The organism is Prosthecobacter fluviatilis, from assembly GCF_042655725.1.
Taxonomy (GTDB): domain Bacteria; phylum Verrucomicrobiota; class Verrucomicrobiia; order Verrucomicrobiales; family Verrucomicrobiaceae; genus Prosthecobacter; species Prosthecobacter fluviatilis.
The window spans coordinates 76732-95174 of the sequence record NZ_JBHSMQ010000002.1 but is presented as its reverse complement, the minus strand read 5'-3'; the positions used below and the strand labels follow the sequence as shown (position 1 = coordinate 95174).

The following is an 18443-nucleotide window of genomic DNA, read 5'->3' as shown; positions in this document are numbered from 1 at the left end:
CCCATGATCCGACCTCTCCTCCCGCTTCTCATTGCCTCCTCATTGCAGGCTCAAGTGCTGCCCGGCACCCAGCCGCTGGAGCCGAATGCTGATTTTTCCGCCACCATGGTGGCGGGGATCGACAAAATAGCGCTGAGGCTGATCGAAAAGTCCAAAGAGGGCCGCAAGCCGACCCGCGAGAAGCTGCGGGCGGCGTTGGGAATGGTGGACGCACGGCTGCCCATCACGGCGCTGGAGCTTGTGGGAGACACCTCCGCTCCTGCCTTGCTGGCAGAGACCGCAACGGCGCGCATCCTGCGCGTGCGCTGGCCGGTGTTTGAGGGTGTGCATGGAGAGGGCATCCTCATTCAGCCAAAGGACAAGCCTGTGGCACGGGTGATCTACATCCCGGATGCGGACACGGATCCCGAGAAGCTGGCCAATGACGCCATGCTGGCCTACAGCGGCTGTGAAATCGTCATTCCGGCGCTCATCAGCCGGGGCAGCGAATTCAGCACGAACGGCAAGTTCGGAGTGAAGACGAACATTCCGCACCGCGAGTGGATCTACCGCCAGTCGTATGAGCTCGGACGCCACATCATCGGCTATGAAGTGCAGAAAATGCTGTCCCTGGTCGATTATTTCAGTGCCCAGCCAAAGCTGCCGCTGCTGGTGGCGGGGTTGGGAGAAGGCGGTCTTCTTGCCATGTACTCGGGCGCCATCGACGAACGTATCAGCTCAGTCTATGTCTGGGGCTGCTTCGAGCCGCGTGAAGGTGTCTGGGCGGAGCCAATCTACCGCAACGTGTTTGGACTGCTGCGCGATTTTGGCGATGCCGAAGTGGCCTCACTCATCGCTCCACGTCCGATGGTGGTGCAGAACCTTGGCTTCCCCAATGTGCAGGGACCTCCTGAGGCCAAGCAGGGAGAGCGAAACATCGCCGCACCGGGCAAGATCACCAAGCCCGGCCTGGCCGCGGTGCAGGCGGAAGTGGCACGTGCCAAGGCGCTCGCACCGGGAGACTGGCTCATGCTGGCCACCGAAGAGCATGGCCTCAAAGAAGTGGTCACGCACCTGCTGCCCAAGGAGATCGCGGAGCAGCTGGTGAAAACCATCGAGCCGGTGATGCCGCAGAAGAACGAGCAGCGCGCCCGTGTGGACTCCACCCGGCAGAAGCGCCTGGTAAGGGAGCTGGAAAACTTCACCCAACGCCTGCTGGTGAGCACGGAGCTGGAACGCAAGGCGCAGTTCTGGGACAAACTGCCGCTTAAGTCTGTGGCGGACTTTGAAAAGCACACGGCCGCAGAGCGCGAGCGCTTCTGGAACGAAGTCATCGGCCGCCTCCCTGACCCAAACCTGCCGGTGAACGCCAAGAGCCGCTTCGTGCGCGAAACGGATAAAGTTTCCATCTACGAGGTGACCATGGATGTCTGGGATGATGTCTTTGCCTGGGGCTGGCTCTGCCTGCCCAAAGACCTCAAGCCGGGCGAGAAGCGGCCCGTTGTGGTCTGCCAGCACGGCCTGGAGGGCATCCCTGAAGACACCATTACCACCGATGAGACGCAGAAAGCCTACGCGCCCTACAAGGCCTTCACCCTGCGGCTGGCGGAGCAGGGCTTCATCACCTTTGCCCCGCACAACCCATATCGGGGCAAAGACGCCTTCCGCACGCTGCAGCGGAAGCTCAACCCGCTCGGACTCACGCTTTACAGCGTCATCAACGGCCAGCACCAGCGCATCCTGGAATGGCTGAAGGCACAGCCTTTCACCCAGCCGGGAAAAATCGCCTTCTATGGCCTGAGCTACGGAGGCAAATCCGCCATGCGCACGCCGGCCGTGCTGACAGACTACTGCCTGAGCATCTGCAGCGGGGACTTCAATGAATGGGTGCGCAAGTGCGTGAGCACGGACATGCCGATGAGCTACATCCACACCCATGAGTATGAAATCTGGGAGTGGAACATGGGCCGCACCTTCAACTACGCCGAGATGGCTGCCCTGATCGCGCCGCGGCCGTTCATGGTCGAGCGGGGACACAACGATGGCGTGGGTGTGGACGAGTGGGTGAACTACGAGTTCGCCAAGGTCCGCCGCCTTTACAACAAGCTCCTGATTGGCGAGCGCACCACCATCGAGCATTTCGACGGCCCGCACACCATCCATGGAGTGGGCACGTTTGAATTCCTGAAGGAAAAGCTGGAGTGGAAGTGATTTCCCGTATTTAAGGAGAGCTGAGCCGACATTATGCCCTCAGCGGCAAAGGCTTATTCTTTTTTTGAATCAAATGCCAAGGGATACCTCCGGTCTTTCCCTTATGCTACCCCCTGATGAGCGTGACCCATTTTTTGAAGAAGCCTGCATTCTCCCTGCCGGCACGCCAGGACATGCCCAATCTGAGGCATTTTTTCAGGCGCCTGTGGCTCATCTTCGGCGGGTCGGCACTGCTGCTGCTGGCCAGTTTTGCCATTTTTTACATCACAGGGACCACCCTGGAAAAAGAACGTGCTGCCACGGTCAGTGCGGTCAATCTGCTGGGGAAGCAGCGAACGCATAGTCAGACCCTCAGCCGGCTTGTTCTTCAGGCAGGGGGCAGCGCTATGCCACAGCTGACTGACTACCTGGGACGGACAGATCTCGTCTGGGGTGCCATGAAGACCTGCGAGGAAGCCCTGAACTCCGGCAGCCTGGTGCAGCACGCCACAGGAAACCAGCGGGCCAGCATCCTGCTAAAGCTGCAAGAGGCACATGAGAGCTATTTGAAGATCGGCAAGGTGATGAACAAGCTGCACCCGCAGACGGAGAATGCAGGCAGTTTGCTGAAGAACGCCAGTGAGAGGCTGACCGAAGACTGCGATGCCATGGCGGGCGCTCTGGACCAGGCCGTCCAAAAGATGATCGTGGTCAACACCGACATCAACGAGCACATCCGGCTGCTGGGCTGGACGCAGATCGCAGTCACCGGAGGCATTGCGCTGCTGACCGCCCTGCTGCTGACACGCGGCCAGGTTTCCACCATGCAGCGCCTGATCGACACCAGCGTGAAGCTGCAGGAGCTGACCTACCTGCAGAACGGCGTGCTGGAGAGCGCGTCGTGCGGCATCATCAGCACCGACACGAAGGGACTGATAGCGACCTTCAACTGCGGGGCTGAAAAACTCACCGGTTATGCAAGGCAGGAAGTGGTTGGAAGCGTGACACCGGAGCTGTTCCATGAGGCGTCTGATGTGGAGCGCCTGGCCGCCGAGGTCTCGCGTGAAACGGGCCTGTCAATCCCGCCGGGATTTGAGGTGTTTGTGGCGCAGGCCAGGCGCGGCATCCTGCGCGAGCGTGAATGCACCTACGTGAGGAAGGACGGGAGCCGTGTCTCTGTCTCCCTGAACGTGACGGCAATGCAGGACGAGCACGGGGAAATCACAGGCTTTCTGGGCATTGTGAACGACATCACGGAGAAAAAGAAGCTGGAGCAGCAGTTTTTGCGCGCACAGCGCATCGAAAGCGTGGGGACGCTGGCTGGCGGCATCGCTCATGACCTGAACAATGTGCTGACCCCCATCGTCATGTCGATCGAGCTGCTGAGGCTCATCCACACGAATGAGCGCACCCTCTCCATCCTGGCGAGCATCGAAAGCAGCGCCAAACGCGGCGCAGATCTGGTCCGGCAGATTCTCACCTTTGCACGAGGCGTGGAGGGCGAGCGCAAGGAGCTGCACGCCGGGCCGCTGATCAAGGACATCCAGCATTTCGTGCAGGACACCTTTCCCAAAAACATTCACTGCACCAGCAGCCTGCCAAAAGACCTGCCTGCATTATTGGGCGACCCCACGCAGCTTCATCAAATCCTTCTCAACCTCTGCGTCAACGCGCGTGATGCCATGCCCGAAGGCGGGGAGCTGGCCATCCGCGCAGGCTTCATCATGCTGGATGAAGCTGCTGCGGCTGGACACATCGACGCGAGGCCCGGCTTTTATGTCACGCTGAGCGTGAGCGACACAGGGCTAGGCATTCCGTCGGAATCACTAGACAAGATTTTTGATCCCTTCTTCACCACCAAGGAGACAGGAAAAGGCACGGGACTGGGCCTTTCGACGGTACTTAGCATCACCAAAAGCCACGGCGGATTCGTCACGGTGAGCAGCGAGCCAGGCCGGCAAACAGTGTTCACCATCTGCCTGCCGGCCGTGGCAAACACCGCCAGCAGCGAAAAGCCCGCCCAAGCAGAGGAAGTGCCCCTGCCGACGGGCAAGGGAGAACTGATCCTGATCGTGGATGATGAGGAGTCCATCCGGACAACCATACGGCGAACTTTGGAAGTGCTGGGCTACCGTACGCTGGTGGCCACCAATGGCGCGGAGGCAGTGGCGCTCTACACCCAGCACAGCGCGGAGATAGCCGTCGTGCTGACGGACATGATGATGCCAGTCATGGACGGTCCGGCCACGATTCAGAGGCTCAAGCGCATCAACCCGAATGTCAAAATCATCGCCACCAGCGGGGTCAGCCATCTGGGCGGCCCTGCCAAGGTGGCGGAGATGGGCGTGCAGGAGTTCCTGCCCAAGCCCTATTCCGCCCAGAGCGTCGTGACGACACTCAACCTCGTGATCAACGAGCCGGACACCCGGGACAAGACGCCGGCCAAGCCCCTGACGCCTTGAGTGGCCCGTCCATCAGGCTTTCATCTGCGTGGTCGCAAGCACGGGCTGGATGTGGTTTTCCGAGACCAGTGTGACGAGCAGATTGTTCACCATGGTGGATTTGGAGGCGGTGTCGAGCTGGACGATGCCGTCCGTTTCCAGCTTGCGCAGAGCCATCTCGACCATGCCGATGGCGCCATCCACAATGATCTGGCGTGCCGCGAGAACCGCCTGCGCCTGCTGACGGCGCAGCATGGCCTGTGCGATTTCAGGGCTGTAGGCCAGGTGGCTGAGCTGGGCCTCCAAAACTTCGATGCCTGCAATGCTGGTCCGCTCCGCCAGCTCGGCACGCAACTGATTTGCGACTTCAGCCGGATGGCTGCGAAGAGCGATCTCTCCGGGAGCGTGGGGCTCATAGGGGAAAAGGTTGGAGAGATGCCGGAGCGCGGTCTCCCCCTGCAGGTGGACGAACCTGTTGCAGTTCTCGACGGCAAAAGTCGCTTTGGCGGAGTCCACCACGCGCCACACAATCACCGCCGCAATTTCAATGGGATTGCCATGCGCATCATTGACCTTGAGCTGCTCGCTTTGAAAATTGGCGATCTTGAGGGAGATCTTCTGCCTGCTGGCAAAGGGGTTGATCCACCAGAATCCGTTTTGCACGAGGCTGCCGCTATACTGGCCGAAAAAGGTCAGCACGACCGCTTCATTGGGGGAGACGATGACAAATCCTTTCAGCAGCAGAAACCCGAGTATGGCCGCCGGAAGCATCAGCAGCGGGATGTGCTCGGGAAACCTGTAGATGTAGAAGGCCACAAGGCCGAGGGCCGCAAAGATGACAAGGAGGCCGGGTATGGCGAAGGCGTTGCGTTCTTTCATGGTCAGGATGAGTGTTGAGGGTGCCACTGAATCACCTGACCACAGCGTGGTCACTGATAATATTTAGGGGATTTTCCACCCCCAGGCGGCTCGACAGCCCGTTTGCATTCGCTGCATCGTCCGCTAGGCTGAGGGCGTAACTCAACGCGCTATGCAAACACCCAAAATCACTGCCTACCTGAAAACCTACTGCGGCTGGAGCGAAGGCGTCCGTGCCATCTTCCGGAAGTATGAGCTCGCCTACGAAGAGAAGGACATCATCAAAAACCCGGCCTTCCGCTGGGAGATGGAGCAGAAGAGCGGCCAGCCGCTGTCCCCCTGCGTGGAGATCAACGGCACGATGCTCGCTGACATCAGCGGCGCTGAAGTGGAAGCCTGGATGTCCGAAAACGGCCTGCTGGAAAAGAATGAGGCACCAGCTGATGCTCCGACCAATTCGGCCTGCTCCGATGCCCAGCACGCTGCGATGGCTGCAGGACAGGTTGGCACCTTGAAATTCGTGGGCTGATTCCACATGCGTTCCCGGCTTTTCCTCATCGGGCTGGCTTGTGCTCTCGCAGCCTGCAACACCGTGTACTATGCCGCCTGGGAAAAGCTGGGCTATGAGAAGCGTGACCTGCTCAAGAGCGCGGTCAAAAAAGCCCGTGGCGAGCAGAAAGAGGCTGGCGAGCAGTTCCAGGACGCTCTGACCCAGCTCAAGAAGCTGACCAACTACAACGGCGGCAGCCTGGAGTCTGCCTACAACCGCTTCAAAGGCGAATACGAAGACTGTGAGTCTCAGGCGGCCCGGGTGCGCAGTCAGATCCGCGAGGTGGACACGGTGGCACGGGACCTCTTCCTTGAATGGGAAGGGGAAATCCGCCAATATGGGAACGCCTCTCTCGCTGCGGACAGCCGCCGCAAACTGGCGGAGACACGCAGCCGGTTTGAGCCGCTCTCACGCTCACTCCACGCGGCGGAAGCCACGATGGATCCGGTGCTGCGCCAGTTTCATGACCAGGTGCTCTACCTGAAGCATAACCTGAACGCTGCCGCCATCGGCTCGCTGCGCGGAACGGCTGACAACATCCAGGGAGACATCCAGAGGCTGCTGGACCAGATGAACCGCTCGATCGCCGAGGCGGACCGGTTTATTCAGACGTTGTAATCCCATTGCAGTTAAAAGGCGGGATGGATCGTGCTTATGTTTTAACCGCAGAGGCACGATAAGCACAGAGGCCTGAGGTGATTCTGAACATTCATCTTCGTGACTGTTGTGCCTGTGTGATGAGTTCATTGCCGAGACAAGACCGGTCTTCGCGAGCTTGTTGAACCTTCGACGCGTGCCGGGCTGCGGTGGCGCTGAGCGACAGACAAGAGTGTCTGTCGTACGCAAGAAAAAGCCCTCCGGCTTTGCAGCGGGAGGGCTTCGCAGAATAACTCTCTGACCGATCAGGCTTTGATCATGCCGTGGGGGTCGATGACGTACTTCCGGGCTGCGCCTTTGTCGAAGTCGGTGTAGCCCTTGGGTGCACCCTTTAGCGAAATGACCTGCACGTTCGTCGCCTTGGCGATTTTGATCTTGTCGTGCAAGATCGCCATCATGAGGCGGCGGTGATAGCGCATGACCGGGCACTGGCCGGTGACGAAGGTGTGGCTCTTGGCCCAGCCGAGACCGATGCGGATGGAAAGGCTGCCCACCTTGGCAGCCTCGTCCACGGCGCCGGGATCTCCCGTGACGTAGAGGCCGGGAATGCCGATGGCACCGCCTGCCTTGGTGATCTCCATGACGCTGTTGAGCACCTGGGCTGGCACTTCCTTGCTGTGGTTGTGGCCGCAGCCGCGGGCCTCAAAGCCCACGCAGTCAATCGCGCAGTCCACTTCAGGCACACCGAGAATGTTTTCGATCTGCTCCTGAACGGTGGCGCTCTTGGAAACGTCCACGGTTTCGCAGCCGAAGCGGCGGGCCTGGGCGAGACGCTCCTTGTTCAGATCACCCACGATGACGACGGCGGCACCGAGGAGATGGCAGGAGGCTGCGCAGGCAAGGCCGACAGGGCCGGCACCTGCGACATAGACGGTCGCGCCTGGGCCGACGCCGGCAGAGACGGCACCGTGATAGCCGGTGGGGAAGATGTCGGAGAGAAGGGTGAGGTCCTTGATCTTGGCCATGGCCTGATCACGGTCCGGGAACTTCAGCAGGTTGAAGTCAGCGTAGGGTACCATGACGTACTCTGCCTGACCGCCGACCCAGCCCCCCATGTCCACATAGCCATAAGCCGCACCCGGGCGGGCGGGATTCACATTGAGACAGATGCCGGTCTTGCCTTCCTTGCAGTTGGCGCAGCGGCCGCAGGCGATGTTGAAGGGCACGCTGACGATGTCGCCTTTTTTGATGAACTCGACATCACGGCCGGTCTCGATGACCTCACCGGTGATCTCATGACCGAGAATCAACCCCTGGGGAGCGGTGGTGCGACCACGGACCATGTGCTGGTCGGAGCCGCAGATGTTTGTGCTGACGACTTTAAGGATGACCCCATGATGGCATTTGCGCTTCTGTTCGCGCAGCTCCAGTTTGGGGAAATCAATGCTCTGAACCTCTACCTTTCCGGTACCCATGTAGGCGACACCATGATTGCTTGGCATAATATTGTATGGTTGTGGTTGGCTGAATTTGGGGGATTCCCGGTCATGCTATTGAAAACCGGCGGATGGCGTCAATCCTGGTGAAGGGAAAAATGCTTGCGGCCAGAAGTCAGCGGTGCAGGGGCCCGGGAAGGCTGACACCGCCGCGTCAACTTTACGGATCGCACGACATGCTCTTTCGGATTGCCTGCCCGCGAGCAGACCTCCACAATGCGCATGCATGAAAATTACATCACTCGCATTCTCCCTTCTTCTGCTGGCCTCCGCCGCTCTCCAGGCACAGACCCCGGCTCCAGGCCCCCAGAAGAATGATGTCATTGGCGCTGCCGGCGGTGCTGCCTCCGGCGGCATCATTGGAACTCAAAGCGGCCGTGGCCTCGAAGGCGCCGCCCCAGCGGTCGTCCTGCCGCCTCAACCGCCGGATGTGCCTGCGGAGAAGTATGGCAAGGACGGCAAGATCAACCCGGGCTTCATCGCTGCGCATGAAAAGTTTGTGAGCATCGCCAAGGAGGGCAAGGCCCAGCTCGTGTTCCTGGGCGACTCGATCACTGCCGGCTGGGCGGGCAGTGGCAAGGAGGTCTGGCCCAAGGCTTTCGGCCAATACACCCCTGCGAACTTCGGCATCGGCGGGGACCGCACTCAGCATGTGCTGTGGCGCATCCAGAATGGCGAACTGGAGGGCATCAAGCCCAAGGCCGTGGTGCTGATGATCGGCACGAACAATGTCGGCGCTGACCCCGCTGAAGGCATCGCCAAAGGCGTGACCGCGATTGTCGAAACCATCCGCGCCAAGCAGCCGCAGGCAAAGATCCTCCTGCTGGCCGTCTTCCCGCGTGGCGACAAACCCACCGGCAAGCTCGGCGCCGCCAATGAAAAACTCAAGCAGGTCAACGCCATCATCGCCAAGCTCGACGATGGCAAAAACGTCTTCTTCCTGGACATCGGCAGCCAGTTTCCTCAGCCTGACGGCGCCCTGACCAAGGAGGTCATGCCTGATTTCCTGCATCTCTCGCCTGCAGGCTATCAGATCTGGGCGGATGCCATCGGCCCAAAGCTGGCGGAACTGATGAAATGATCTGGCATCCCAGAACCCCGCATGCAAAGGAGGAGCATGCCCCAGCCCGTCATCCTTTCAGACATTGGCAAGGTCCTCATCGACTTTGACTTCAGCATCGCCGCCCGCCGGCTCGCAGAACGTTGCGATCATCCGGCGGAGACGGTGCTGACGTTGTTTGACGACATCAAGGGCCCCTACGAGGTGGGAGCCATGGAAGACGGGGAGTTTGTGCAGGAGGGCATGGCGCTGACGGGATTTCGTGGCAGCCCCGATGAATTTGCTGCAATCTGGTGCGAGATTTTCGCCCAGAACGAGCCCATGTACGCGACGCTCCGCAGTCTGGCGGGTAGACTGCCGATGCACCTGCTCTCCAACACCAACGAACTGCACAAGAGCTACTTCCTGCGGGAGTTTCCGATCTTCCAGCTCTTTCAGGGCGGCGTGTATTCACACATCGCCCGCTGCGCGAAGCCGGGGGAGGAGATCTTTCTCAAGACCGCCGCGCAGCTGGGCCTCGACCCCGGACGGACGTTTTACATTGACGATCTGGAGGCCAACATCGCCACGGCGGCACGGCTGGGGTTCCGCACATTTCATTACAGCTTTGTGAAGCATTCCCAGCTGCAGGCCGAGCTGGACGAATGGCTGGCGGCTCAGGGCATTGGTTGACGGGCGCAATTACCTGTCATAACCAGTACGTGCTGCCGTTCGTATCACCTGTGTGGCATGAAAAGCATGCACGAATAATTCCATGAAATGCGACGTTTGCGAGAATGAGGCCACTGTGTTCCTCACCCAGATCATCAACGGTCAGATGACCACGGTGAACCTGTGTGAAACCTGCTCGAAGGCCAAAGGCGTGACCGAAGAGACCGGCTTCGGGCTCGCGGAGGCATTTCTCAGCCCTTCCCACAGGGCGGAGTCCGACACGATGGAGATTGTGTGCGAAGCCTGCGGCTTCACCGCCTCCCAGCTGAAAAAAATCGGCCGTATGGGCTGCCCGGAATGCTACGCGGCCTTCCGGGAGGGGCTGGACGGACTGCTGCGCAACATGCACAAAGGCACCCGGCACGTGGGCAAGCGCCCGAGCCACATCAGCGCCGTCACACCGCAGATCCTGCCCCGGCAGCGGGCGGCTGCGGTGAAGGAGCCACCGCCACCGGCTCCGGTGGCGCCTGCCCAAGCGCCTACGCCGGACATCGCCAAGCTGCGCGCCGAACTCGATCTCGCCGTCAAAGAGGAACGCTACGAGGACGCGGCGCGGCTGAAATCCGAGATCGAAAATCTCCAGCCCAAGGCCTCCAAATGAAGGATGCCGCAGGTGGAATCATCCTCGCGCATGATTCAACGCGTATCCCTTTTCAGACGTCCAACTTCATAATCTCATGATGCGTTTTGCCACATTGATCAAGAACCCCGCCGACTGGATGAAAGGCACGGGGCCCCACTCTGATGTGGTCATGACATCGCGTGTGCGTCTTGCCCGCAATCTCCGTGGCTACCCGTTTCCTGGCTTCAGCCAGGAACGCCAGCGCATCGAGCTGCTGGAGCGCGCACGCCCGGTGGTGGAGGAGCTGCCCGAAATGAGGGACGGCTACAGCGAGGACTACACCGATCTGAGCAAGATCCGCAAACAGGTGCTGGTGGAGCGCCACCTCGTGAGCCGTGAGCACGCAGCGCGCTCCTCCGGGTGCGCCGTGGTCGTGGACCGCAAGCAGAGCATCTCCATCATGATCAATGAGGAGGATCATTTTCGCATCCAGGGCATCCGGCCCGGGCTGAACCTCGCCAGTGCCTTTGAGGCGGTGGACCGGGTGGACACGGAGCTCGAAGGCCTGCTGCCTTACGCCTTTGACCCCAAGCTCGGCTACCTGACCGCCTGCCCCACGAACCTGGGCACCGGCATGCGCGCCTCCGTCATGCTGCACCTGCCCGCGCTGGTGCTCACGGAGCAGATCAACCCGGTGATCAAGGCGATCGGCAAGATCGGCCTGGCGGTGCGCGGCCTCTATGGTGAAGGCACCGAGGCTCTCGGCAATCTGTTCCAGATCTCCAACCAGCACACACTGGGTGAGGCGGAGCCTGAAATCATCGCCCAGATCGAAAAAGTCATCGAGGGCGTCGTCCGTTCCGAAGTGACGGCGCGCGCCAAGCTCAAAGAAGACCATCAGACCATGCTGCAGGACCAGGTGGGGCGCGCCTTTGCCATTCTGAGGTATGCGCACATCCTGACCTCCAAAGAGGCACTGAACCTGCTTTCCATGCTGCGCTTGGGCGCGGATCTCGACCTTGTCAGGAACTGCGACCGCAGCCTGATCGACATGCTTCTGCTGGAAATTCAACCTGCGCATCTTCAGCTCAATGCTGCGCGTGAATTGTCCCCTGAAGAGCGTGACAGCATGCGTGCTGATTTAACCCGCACGCGGTTGCAATCCATCGACGGCCCGGGTAGTTTTCCACCATCACAATCTAACAACGGAGGCAACGCCTCCCCCACTAATGATGAATAATTTCACTCCACGTGCTCAACAGGTTCTGGCCCTTGCCCGCAAGGAGGCCGACCGCTTTAACCACAACTACGTCGGCACGGAGCATCTGCTGCTGGGCCTGATCAAACTTGGCCAGGGTGTGGCAGTCAACGTGCTGACCAAGCTCGGCCTCGACCTCGAAACCGTGCGCATGCAGGTGGAGCAGCAGGTCGGCTCCGGCCCGGAGACCAAGATGGTCGGCAACATCCCCTACACTCCAAGGGTCAAGAAGGTGCTCGCCCTGGCCTCCAAGGAAGCCAAGGCGCTCAACCACAGCTACGTCGGCACCGAGCACATCCTTCTCGGCCTCCTGCGCGAAGGGGAAGGCGTGGCCGCCCAGGTGCTGCGCAACCTCGACGTGAACCTCGACAAGGCCCGCAGTGAGATCCTGAAGGAACTCGACCCCAACTTCTCCTCCCAGAACGAGGAGGAGGAAGAGGAAAGCGAACCCGTCAATCCCACCGGCAACACCCCTTCGGGCGACAAGAAAAAGAACGAGAAGACCCCGGCGCTCAAAGCCTTTGGTCGTGACCTCACCGAACTCGCCATCAAGGGAGAGATGGACCCGGTCATCGGCCGCTCGGAAGAGATCGCCCGTGTCATTCAGATCCTCTGCCGCCGCACCAAGAACAACCCGGTGCTCATCGGCGAAGCCGGCGTGGGCAAGACCGCCATCGTCGAAGGCCTGGCCCAGGAAATAGCCGCTGGCAACGTCCCGGAAATTCTGCGCGACAAGAAAGTCATCACCCTCGACCTCGCACTCATGGTCGCTGGCACGAAGTATCGCGGCCAGTTTGAAGAGCGCATCAAGGCAGTGATGGACGAGATCCGCCGCCACAAGAACGTCATTCTCTTCATTGACGAGCTCCACACCATCGTGGGTGCCGGCGGTGCTGAGGGCGCCATGGACGCCAGCAACATCATCAAGCCCGCCCTCAGCCGCGGCGAGCTGCAGTGTGTCGGCGCCACCACGCTGAACGAGTACCGCAAGTACATCGAAAAGGACTCCGCCCTGGAGCGTCGCTTCCAGAGCGTGAAGGTTGAGGAGCCTTCCGTGGAGGACGCCATCCGCATTCTCTTTGGCCTGCGCGGCAAATACGAGATGCACCACAAGGCCAAGTACACGGAAGACGCCCTGAGGGCCGCCGTGAACCTCAGCTCCCGCTATCTGCCCTCCCGCTTCCTGCCGGACAAGGCCATCGACATCATGGACGAAGCCGGCTCCAAGGCCCGCATCGCCGCCATGACGCGTCCGCCAGAGCTGAAGGTGATCGAGGCCGAGATCGAGGAGATCCGCGTCGAGAAGGAAGGCTCCATCAAGGAGCAGGACTTCGAGAAGGCGGCTCACCTGCGTGACCGTGAAAAGAATGCCAAGAAGCGTTTTGACGACGTGCTGGAAAGCTGGCGCTCCAACAACCAGGAGCGTATCGTCGACGTGACCGAAGAGGACATCATGTCCGTCGTCTCCAAATGGACCGGCGTCCCGCTGCAACGCATGGAGCAGGCCGAAGCCGAGAAGCTCCTCAAGATGGAAACCGAGCTCAAGGGCAAGGTCATCGGCCAGGACGAAGCTGTCATCGCGATCAGCAAGGCGCTGCGCCGTTCACGTGCAGACCTCAAGGATCCGCGCCGCCCAATCGGCTCCTTCCTCTTCCTCGGCCCGACCGGGGTCGGCAAGACCTTCCTGGCCAAGAACCTGGCCGAGTTCATGTTTGGCACCGCCGAGGCGCTGATCCAGATCGACATGTCCGAGTACATGGAGAAGCACACCGCCAGCCGTCTGATCGGTGCGCCTCCCGGGTACGTCGGCTATGAAGAAGGCGGCCAGCTTTCCGAAGCCGTTCGCCGTCGCCCTTACTCCGTGATCCTTTTCGACGAAGTCGAAAAAGCGCATCCGGATGTGATGCACCTCCTGCTCCAGATCCTTGAAGAAGGTCAGGTCACCGACAATTTCGGTCGCAAGATCGACTTCCGGAACACCATCGTCATCCTCACGTCGAACGTGGGCGCTGAAACCATCAAGCGTCAGACCAGCCTGGGCTTCATCGCCATGCAGCAGGACGTGGCTGACAATGCCAGCATCAAGGGCAAGATCACCGAATCCGCGAAGAAGTTCTTCAAGCCTGAGTTCCTCAACCGCCTGGACGACATCGTCATCTTCCGCATGCTCGAGAAAGAGCAGCTCAACAAGATTGTGGATCTCGAAGTCAGCAAGGTGGTCACACGCCTCAAGAAGAAGAACATCCACATCGCGCTGGACGACAGCGCCCGTGAGTTCCTCATGAAAGAGGGCTTTGATCCTCAGTATGGTGCGCGCCCGATGCGCCGTGCGGTGGAGAAAAACATCGAGGACCCGCTGGCCGAGCACCTGCTGCGTGGTGACATCCGCGAAGGCGACATCGTCAAAGTCTCCCACGATGAAGAGACCAACCGCCTCAAGTTTGCCGCTGAAAAGCGCGAAAGCACCACCACTGACATCCCGGCTGAAACGCCCACACCTTAACCGGGCGCTAGCCGCCGGGCGTTGCCTGCCATGCTTCGTGCCCTGATTCTCATTCTCCTGCTCGGCAGCTTCGGCTGGTGGCTGGATCGTGAGCATCAGGCCGGAAGGTTTCAGCGGGTGGACGAGCTGTTTCTGGACTTCCTCGTGGCCAATACCCGGGAACGCTTTGTGCTCGCCAAAGACCAGGCGATGAAAGAGTCCCCGGTGGTTTTTGTGAAAATGCGCACCGCCGACAGGGCGGAATACGCTGGCTGGCCGCCACGCCCGCTGGACTGGCGGATGATTCTGAAGGGCTTGCAGCCGTATGATCCGGCCGTGGTGGTCGTGCCCGAAACGCTTTTCTGGGGCCGCCCGCCCCCTGAATTTGTGGCCGAGGCGGCTCAGGCACTGCTGCCCATTCCGAGCACGGTGCTCGGCGTGGAGGCCGAACTCGCCACCACGCGTGACACGCCAGCCTTTCTCGGAGGCTTGGAAAATTCACTGCCGGTGTTCCAAAAAGTGCACGGAAACATGCAGTCCGTCCCTCCGCTCAAGGCTTTGATCTCGGCACCGGATGAACTGATGCGTGCGCAGGCGGAGCTGGGCATAGCCATCTCCCGTCAGGAAAAGGAAACGGTGCTGCTGCCCTATGCTGTCCAGGAAGGCGGCAGGCTGCTCCCAACGGTGCTGGCTCAGGCCCTGGCGCGTTTCACCAAGACACCTTATGCCAAGCACCGGCTGGCGCTGGAAACGGGGTCCGGGGCCTACCTGGCTGACGGCGTTTTTGTCAACCTCACCCGCAACGCTGAATGGGTGTGCATGGACCGGGCTGTGCCCGAGGTGGACGCGCTCAACCTGATGACGACCGAACTGGCCGAGGCGCTCTCACCCCAGGACAAACAGCATCTCTCCGGCGGCAAGCTCATCGTGATCGGCACGGATGACGCTCAAACCGGCGGGCTGGCACGCCTGCATGCCGTGGCTCTGGCCGAAATACTTGCCATGCCGCGCCTGCGACTGCTCCCTGACTGGGCGCAATGGATCATCTGGGGTGCCGCTGGCCTGATGGGGCTGTGGCTGGTGCTGTTCGTGCCGCGTAAAAAAGCCATCCCGCGCGGCCTGCTGTGCATCTTCGCCGCGTTGGTCACCTGCTTTCTCGCCTTTCAATCCAGTTTGATCTGGTGCCCGCCCACCATTCCCGCAGCGCTGCTGGCCGTCTCTGCAGTGTTCGCACGCTTTGCCGGGCGCAGGATCAGTCCGGCATCCTAAGGAGGCGGCACGGCAAAGACCTGCACCTCGCAGTAGTGGTTCATCTCGTTGCTGGTGTTGCCATGGCTCCAGAGACGGACGTAGCGGGCCTTGGCGGCCTTGCCTTCAATGATGCGACCGTAGTTGCTTTCGACATACGTTGGGTCCTTGCCCTTTCCAAAACCGGAAGTGTCGTCATGATCGGAGTTCCACAGTGTGGTGGCGCCCTTGCTGAAGTCTGGATCATCGGAGACCTGAATGACCACGTCCAGATAGGCTGCTAACAGTTTGTGATAATGCCACAAGGCGATTTTCTGAATTGTGTGCGTGGCTCCGAGATCAATCTGCACCCACTGTTTCCCTGGCATGAGTTCGACGAAGCTGCCATCCGCACCGTCAGCATCTCCGTCCGTGATGAGATTGAGATCGCCTATGATGGGAGCCGGATCGGAGGAGGTGACCTTTTTGCCTTTCGCAACATTCACAGTGCCCTTGAGAGCCTTGAAGCTTTTGATGCGCTTGGAGATGTCAAACTTCTCCATGTTGGGAAGTCCCAGGTCTATGACGGGGCTGCTGACGAACATGGGCTTGGGGAGCTGGAGCACGATTTCCTCCTGTGCTCCGAGCAAGGCACCAGCCTCTCCAGGCGGACGAGTGCCGACGACGAACTCCTGATCCACCTTGCTCAAACTGGACAGCGGCACGGTGATGACGATGCCGTTTTCACGCCGGAGGAAGACGTTTTCACCTGAGAGTTTGACGAATTCAGCCCGGACCTCGCTTTGGCCGCCGGAGTCTTTCCAGACACGCTCCACGGCCAGAAGCGCCCCTCCACCCAAGACACTGATCACAGGGACAAGTTTCAGCAGGCGGTCCAATCGAGTGCGCATGGGCGGAAGGTGAAACAAGAACACGGAACGGCAACCGAGATCGAAGGCGCCTACCGGCCGGAACATGACCAAATAGGCCTTGTGGAACACGGGCAGCCCCCTAGTGTCCGCCTCCCCCCAAAAATACTGCATGCGTTTTCGCAACCTGACCCGCCGACGTGAGATCGGCGCCAATTCCTACCTCCTCGAAGCCGGGGACCATCGCGTCGTGCTTGATTCCGGCATGCACCCCAAAATGGCAGGTTACGGTGCCATGCCGGATTTCGGCCCACTGCCGCACAAGTCGGCCAATGCGGTGCTCATCACCCATGCGCACCATGACCACATAGGCTCCCTGCCCGTGCTGCAGCGCAAGCAGCCAAACACACCGGTGCTGATGACGGAAATCACCGGGGAGCTCTCATCCGCCATGCTGCACAACTCCGTCAATGTGATGACGAAGCAGCGCGAGGAGGAAAGCATCACGGAATACCCCCTCTTCACCCACCGGGAGCTGGATGAGATCCGCGCCCAGTGGATCTACCGCGACATCGACCGCCCGTTTGAGATTCCGGACACCAATCTGGAGGCCACCATGTTCGACGCCGGCCACATTCTCGGCTCCACGGGCGTCCTGATCCGTGAAGGCAGCAACACGCTGTTTTACACCGGCGATGTGAATTTTGAGGCGCAGACCATCTGCCGCGCCGCTGATTTCCCCACCAGCGGCATTGACGTGATGATCACCGAGACCACCCGTGGCGACTACGCACGCCCGGAGGGCTTTTCACGCAAAAACGAAAAAGAGCGCCTCGCTGGCGTGATCCGCGACACCCATGAGGCAGGCGGAGCTGTGATGATCCCCGTTTTTGCCCTGGGCAAGACCCAGGAGGTCATGATGATGCTGCACGAGTTGCACGAGGAGGGCCTCATTCCTGAAATGCCGCTCTACATCGGCGGGCTGAGCACGAAGATCACGGTGCTTTACGATCACTATGCCTCCCGCAGCCGCCGCAGCTATCCCGGCTTCCGCCTGCTGGACGACATGAAGATGCTCGTCCCCCGCAAAGGCAGGAAGCGCCAGGAGATCATCTCCAGCCCGCGCACTCTCTATGCCCTGTCCAGCGGCATGATGACGGAGCACACCGTCTCCAACACCTTCGCCCAGAAGTTCCTCGACAATCCGCGGAACACCGTCTGCTTCGTCGGCTACACCGACCCCGAGTCCCCCGGCTACAAGATCCGCAACGCCACCCCGGGCACCAAGATCAAGCTGGCCAAGGACCTTCCCGCTGTGGAACTGCGGGCGCGTGTCGAAAGCTTTGACCTCAGCGCCCATGCCTCACGCGAGCAGATCGCAGAATACATCGAAAAGGTGAAGCCGAAAAAGCTCCTGCTCGTCCACGGTGAAGAACCGGCCCAGATGTGGTTTACCCGCCGCTTCAACGAGACCATTCCGGGCACGGAGATCATACGCCCTGAGCCGCATCAGCCGATCGAACTCTGGTAATCCGCCCTTCGTCACCGCCCTATGCGCCTCATCGCCATTGTCGCCATGGCCAGCAACCGCGTCATTGGGCGCGAAGGCAAGCTGCCGTGGCACTTCCCCGAGGATCTGAAATTCTTCAAACGCACCACTCTCGGCCACCCCATCGTGATGGGGCGCGCCACTTTTGACTCCATCGGCCGGCCTCTGCCGGGCCGCCAAAACATCGTCCTGAGCAGCACCATGGCCCCAAGGGAGGGGGTCACGGTCATTCGCAGTGCCGACGAGATTCCGCAGGTGTGTGGTGAAGCGGAAACCGTTTTTGTGATTGGGGGGGCACGTGTTTTTGAGGAACTGCTGCCCCGGTGTGACGGGTTTTATCTCACCTGGATTGCCGAGCCTTATGAGGGGGATGTCCTGCTCCCGCCCTTTGAGCACCTGTTCTCCCTCAAAGAAATCGTGGGTCAGTCAGAAGGCTTGGAATTTCGCTTCTACGAACGAGTTTAGGAGGCGGGAGAGCTGCGATTTACAAGCAGCTTACAACTCATTTACGTGCCTCTGACGCATTGTCTGGGGAATGTGGAAGAATACACTCAGACAAAGGGTCTGAGATGGCCCGGTCAAAATTTTCAAATAGTGGTTCCTTCTGGCTGTTG

15 protein-coding genes are annotated in these 18443 nt (G+C 60.3%); 12 read left to right on the top strand and 3 right to left on the bottom strand.

The genetic code is table 11. The features are described 5' to 3' along the window. The first annotated feature begins 3 nt into the window (after positions 1 to 3). Entirely contained in the window at positions 4 to 2190 is a 2187-nt protein-coding gene (locus tag ACFQDI_RS05575) for an alpha/beta hydrolase family protein (RefSeq protein WP_377164281.1), read from the top strand. A 116-nt stretch (positions 2191 to 2306) separates the two neighbouring features. Then, positions 2307 to 4631: a hybrid sensor histidine kinase/response regulator gene (locus ACFQDI_RS05570; RefSeq protein WP_377164279.1), complete on the top strand. Its 2325-nt coding sequence runs from the start codon at positions 2307 to 2309 to the stop codon at positions 4629 to 4631. A 12-nt stretch (positions 4632 to 4643) separates the two neighbouring features. On the opposite strand, the gene ACFQDI_RS05565 is transcribed toward ACFQDI_RS05570, so the two are convergent. Beyond that, on the bottom strand, positions 4644 to 5489 hold the full coding sequence (locus ACFQDI_RS05565; RefSeq protein WP_377164277.1) for an SPFH domain-containing protein: 846 nt from the start codon (positions 5487 to 5489) through the stop codon (positions 4644 to 4646). Positions 5490 to 5640: 151 nt separating this feature from the next. On the opposite strand from ACFQDI_RS05565, the gene ACFQDI_RS05560 reads away from it, so the two are divergent. Both ACFQDI_RS05560 and ACFQDI_RS05555 read left to right on the top strand, forming a co-directional pair. Next, positions 5641 to 5997 carry a glutaredoxin family protein gene (locus ACFQDI_RS05560; protein ID WP_377164275.1) on the top strand — a complete coding sequence of 119 codons (357 nt, stop codon included), beginning with the start codon at positions 5641 to 5643 and terminating at the stop codon, positions 5995 to 5997. Between the two features lie 6 nt (positions 5998 to 6003). After that, positions 6004 to 6636 carry a DUF2959 domain-containing protein gene (locus ACFQDI_RS05555; RefSeq protein ID WP_377164273.1) on the top strand — a complete coding sequence of 211 codons (633 nt, stop codon included), beginning with the start codon at positions 6004 to 6006 and terminating at the stop codon, positions 6634 to 6636. Between the two features lie 284 nt (positions 6637 to 6920). Here ACFQDI_RS05555 and fdhA read toward each other — a convergent pair whose 3' ends face one another. Further along, complete coding sequence (gene fdhA, locus ACFQDI_RS05550) at positions 6921 to 8117, bottom strand: formaldehyde dehydrogenase, glutathione-independent (protein WP_377164271.1); 1197 nt, start codon at positions 8115 to 8117, stop codon at positions 6921 to 6923. A gap of 220 nt (positions 8118 to 8337) precedes the next feature. Between fdhA and ACFQDI_RS05545 the strand changes: the two genes are divergently transcribed. The 6 genes from ACFQDI_RS05545 to ACFQDI_RS05520 all read left to right on the top strand — a co-directional run bounded on the left by ACFQDI_RS05545 (position 8338) and on the right by ACFQDI_RS05520 (position 15453). Continuing rightward, complete coding sequence (locus tag ACFQDI_RS05545; RefSeq protein ID WP_377164269.1) at positions 8338 to 9192, top strand: platelet-activating factor acetylhydrolase IB subunit; 855 nt, start codon at positions 8338 to 8340, stop codon at positions 9190 to 9192. Between the two features lie 36 nt (positions 9193 to 9228). Next, positions 9229 to 9843 carry an HAD-IA family hydrolase gene (locus tag ACFQDI_RS05540; RefSeq protein ID WP_377164267.1) on the top strand — a complete coding sequence of 205 codons (615 nt, stop codon included), beginning with the start codon at positions 9229 to 9231 and terminating at the stop codon, positions 9841 to 9843. An 82-nt stretch (positions 9844 to 9925) separates the two neighbouring features. Continuing rightward, positions 9926 to 10483 carry a UvrB/UvrC motif-containing protein gene (locus ACFQDI_RS05535; protein ID WP_377164265.1) on the top strand — a complete coding sequence of 186 codons (558 nt, stop codon included), beginning with the start codon at positions 9926 to 9928 and terminating at the stop codon, positions 10481 to 10483. Positions 10484 to 10559: 76 nt separating this feature from the next. Next, positions 10560 to 11684 carry a protein arginine kinase gene (locus ACFQDI_RS05530; protein WP_377164263.1) on the top strand — a complete coding sequence of 375 codons (1125 nt, stop codon included), beginning with the start codon at positions 10560 to 10562 and terminating at the stop codon, positions 11682 to 11684. Further along, complete coding sequence (locus tag ACFQDI_RS05525) at positions 11677 to 14205, top strand: ATP-dependent Clp protease ATP-binding subunit (RefSeq protein ID WP_377165566.1); 2529 nt, start codon at positions 11677 to 11679, stop codon at positions 14203 to 14205. Before ACFQDI_RS05530 ends, ACFQDI_RS05525 begins: the two co-directional genes overlap by 8 nt. A gap of 30 nt (positions 14206 to 14235) precedes the next feature. Further along, positions 14236 to 15453: a hypothetical protein gene (locus ACFQDI_RS05520; RefSeq protein WP_377164261.1), complete on the top strand. Its 1218-nt coding sequence runs from the start codon at positions 14236 to 14238 to the stop codon at positions 15451 to 15453. On the opposite strand, the gene ACFQDI_RS05515 is transcribed toward ACFQDI_RS05520, so the two are convergent. After that, positions 15450 to 16322, bottom strand: coding sequence for an SHD1 domain-containing protein (locus ACFQDI_RS05515; RefSeq protein WP_377164259.1), 873 nt, complete (start codon positions 16320 to 16322; stop codon positions 15450 to 15452). The genes ACFQDI_RS05520 and ACFQDI_RS05515 overlap by 4 nt on opposite strands. A 130-nt stretch (positions 16323 to 16452) precedes the next feature. Here ACFQDI_RS05515 and ACFQDI_RS05510 point away from each other — a divergent pair, with 130 nt between their 5' ends. Beyond that, positions 16453 to 17811 (top strand): MBL fold metallo-hydrolase, encoded by a 1359-nt coding sequence (locus ACFQDI_RS05510; protein WP_377164257.1) that lies wholly within the window; start codon positions 16453 to 16455, stop codon positions 17809 to 17811. Positions 17812 to 17832: 21 nt separating this feature from the next. Then, complete coding sequence (locus tag ACFQDI_RS05505; protein WP_377164254.1) at positions 17833 to 18294, top strand: dihydrofolate reductase; 462 nt, start codon at positions 17833 to 17835, stop codon at positions 18292 to 18294. The last annotated feature ends 149 nt before the right edge of the window (positions 18295 to 18443 follow it).

Coding starts and splice junctions, on each gene's coding strand:
- ACFQDI_RS05545 (WP_377164269.1), top strand. CDS start 8,338: ATGAAAATTACATCACTCGCATTCTCCCTTCTTCTGCTGGCCTCCGCC.
- ACFQDI_RS05515 (WP_377164259.1), bottom strand. CDS start 16,322: ATGCGCACTCGATTGGACCGCCTGCTGAAACTTGTCCCTGTGATCAGT.
- ACFQDI_RS05510 (WP_377164257.1), top strand. CDS start 16,453: ATGCGTTTTCGCAACCTGACCCGCCGACGTGAGATCGGCGCCAATTCC.
- ACFQDI_RS05565 (WP_377164277.1), bottom strand. CDS start 5,489: ATGAAAGAACGCAACGCCTTCGCCATACCCGGCCTCCTTGTCATCTTT.
- ACFQDI_RS05540 (WP_377164267.1), top strand. CDS start 9,229: ATGCCCCAGCCCGTCATCCTTTCAGACATTGGCAAGGTCCTCATCGAC.
- ACFQDI_RS05505 (WP_377164254.1), top strand. CDS start 17,833: ATGCGCCTCATCGCCATTGTCGCCATGGCCAGCAACCGCGTCATTGGG.
- ACFQDI_RS05555 (WP_377164273.1), top strand. CDS start 6,004: ATGCGTTCCCGGCTTTTCCTCATCGGGCTGGCTTGTGCTCTCGCAGCC.
- ACFQDI_RS05520 (WP_377164261.1), top strand. CDS start 14,236: ATGCTTCGTGCCCTGATTCTCATTCTCCTGCTCGGCAGCTTCGGCTGG.
- fdhA (WP_377164271.1), bottom strand. CDS start 8,117: ATGCCAAGCAATCATGGTGTCGCCTACATGGGTACCGGAAAGGTAGAG.
- ACFQDI_RS05525 (WP_377165566.1), top strand. CDS start 11,677: ATGAATAATTTCACTCCACGTGCTCAACAGGTTCTGGCCCTTGCCCGC.
- ACFQDI_RS05575 (WP_377164281.1), top strand. CDS start 4: ATGATCCGACCTCTCCTCCCGCTTCTCATTGCCTCCTCATTGCAGGCT.
- ACFQDI_RS05570 (WP_377164279.1), top strand. CDS start 2,307: ATGAGCGTGACCCATTTTTTGAAGAAGCCTGCATTCTCCCTGCCGGCA.
- ACFQDI_RS05560 (WP_377164275.1), top strand. CDS start 5,641: ATGCAAACACCCAAAATCACTGCCTACCTGAAAACCTACTGCGGCTGG.
- ACFQDI_RS05535 (WP_377164265.1), top strand. CDS start 9,926: ATGAAATGCGACGTTTGCGAGAATGAGGCCACTGTGTTCCTCACCCAG.
- ACFQDI_RS05530 (WP_377164263.1), top strand. CDS start 10,560: ATGATGCGTTTTGCCACATTGATCAAGAACCCCGCCGACTGGATGAAA.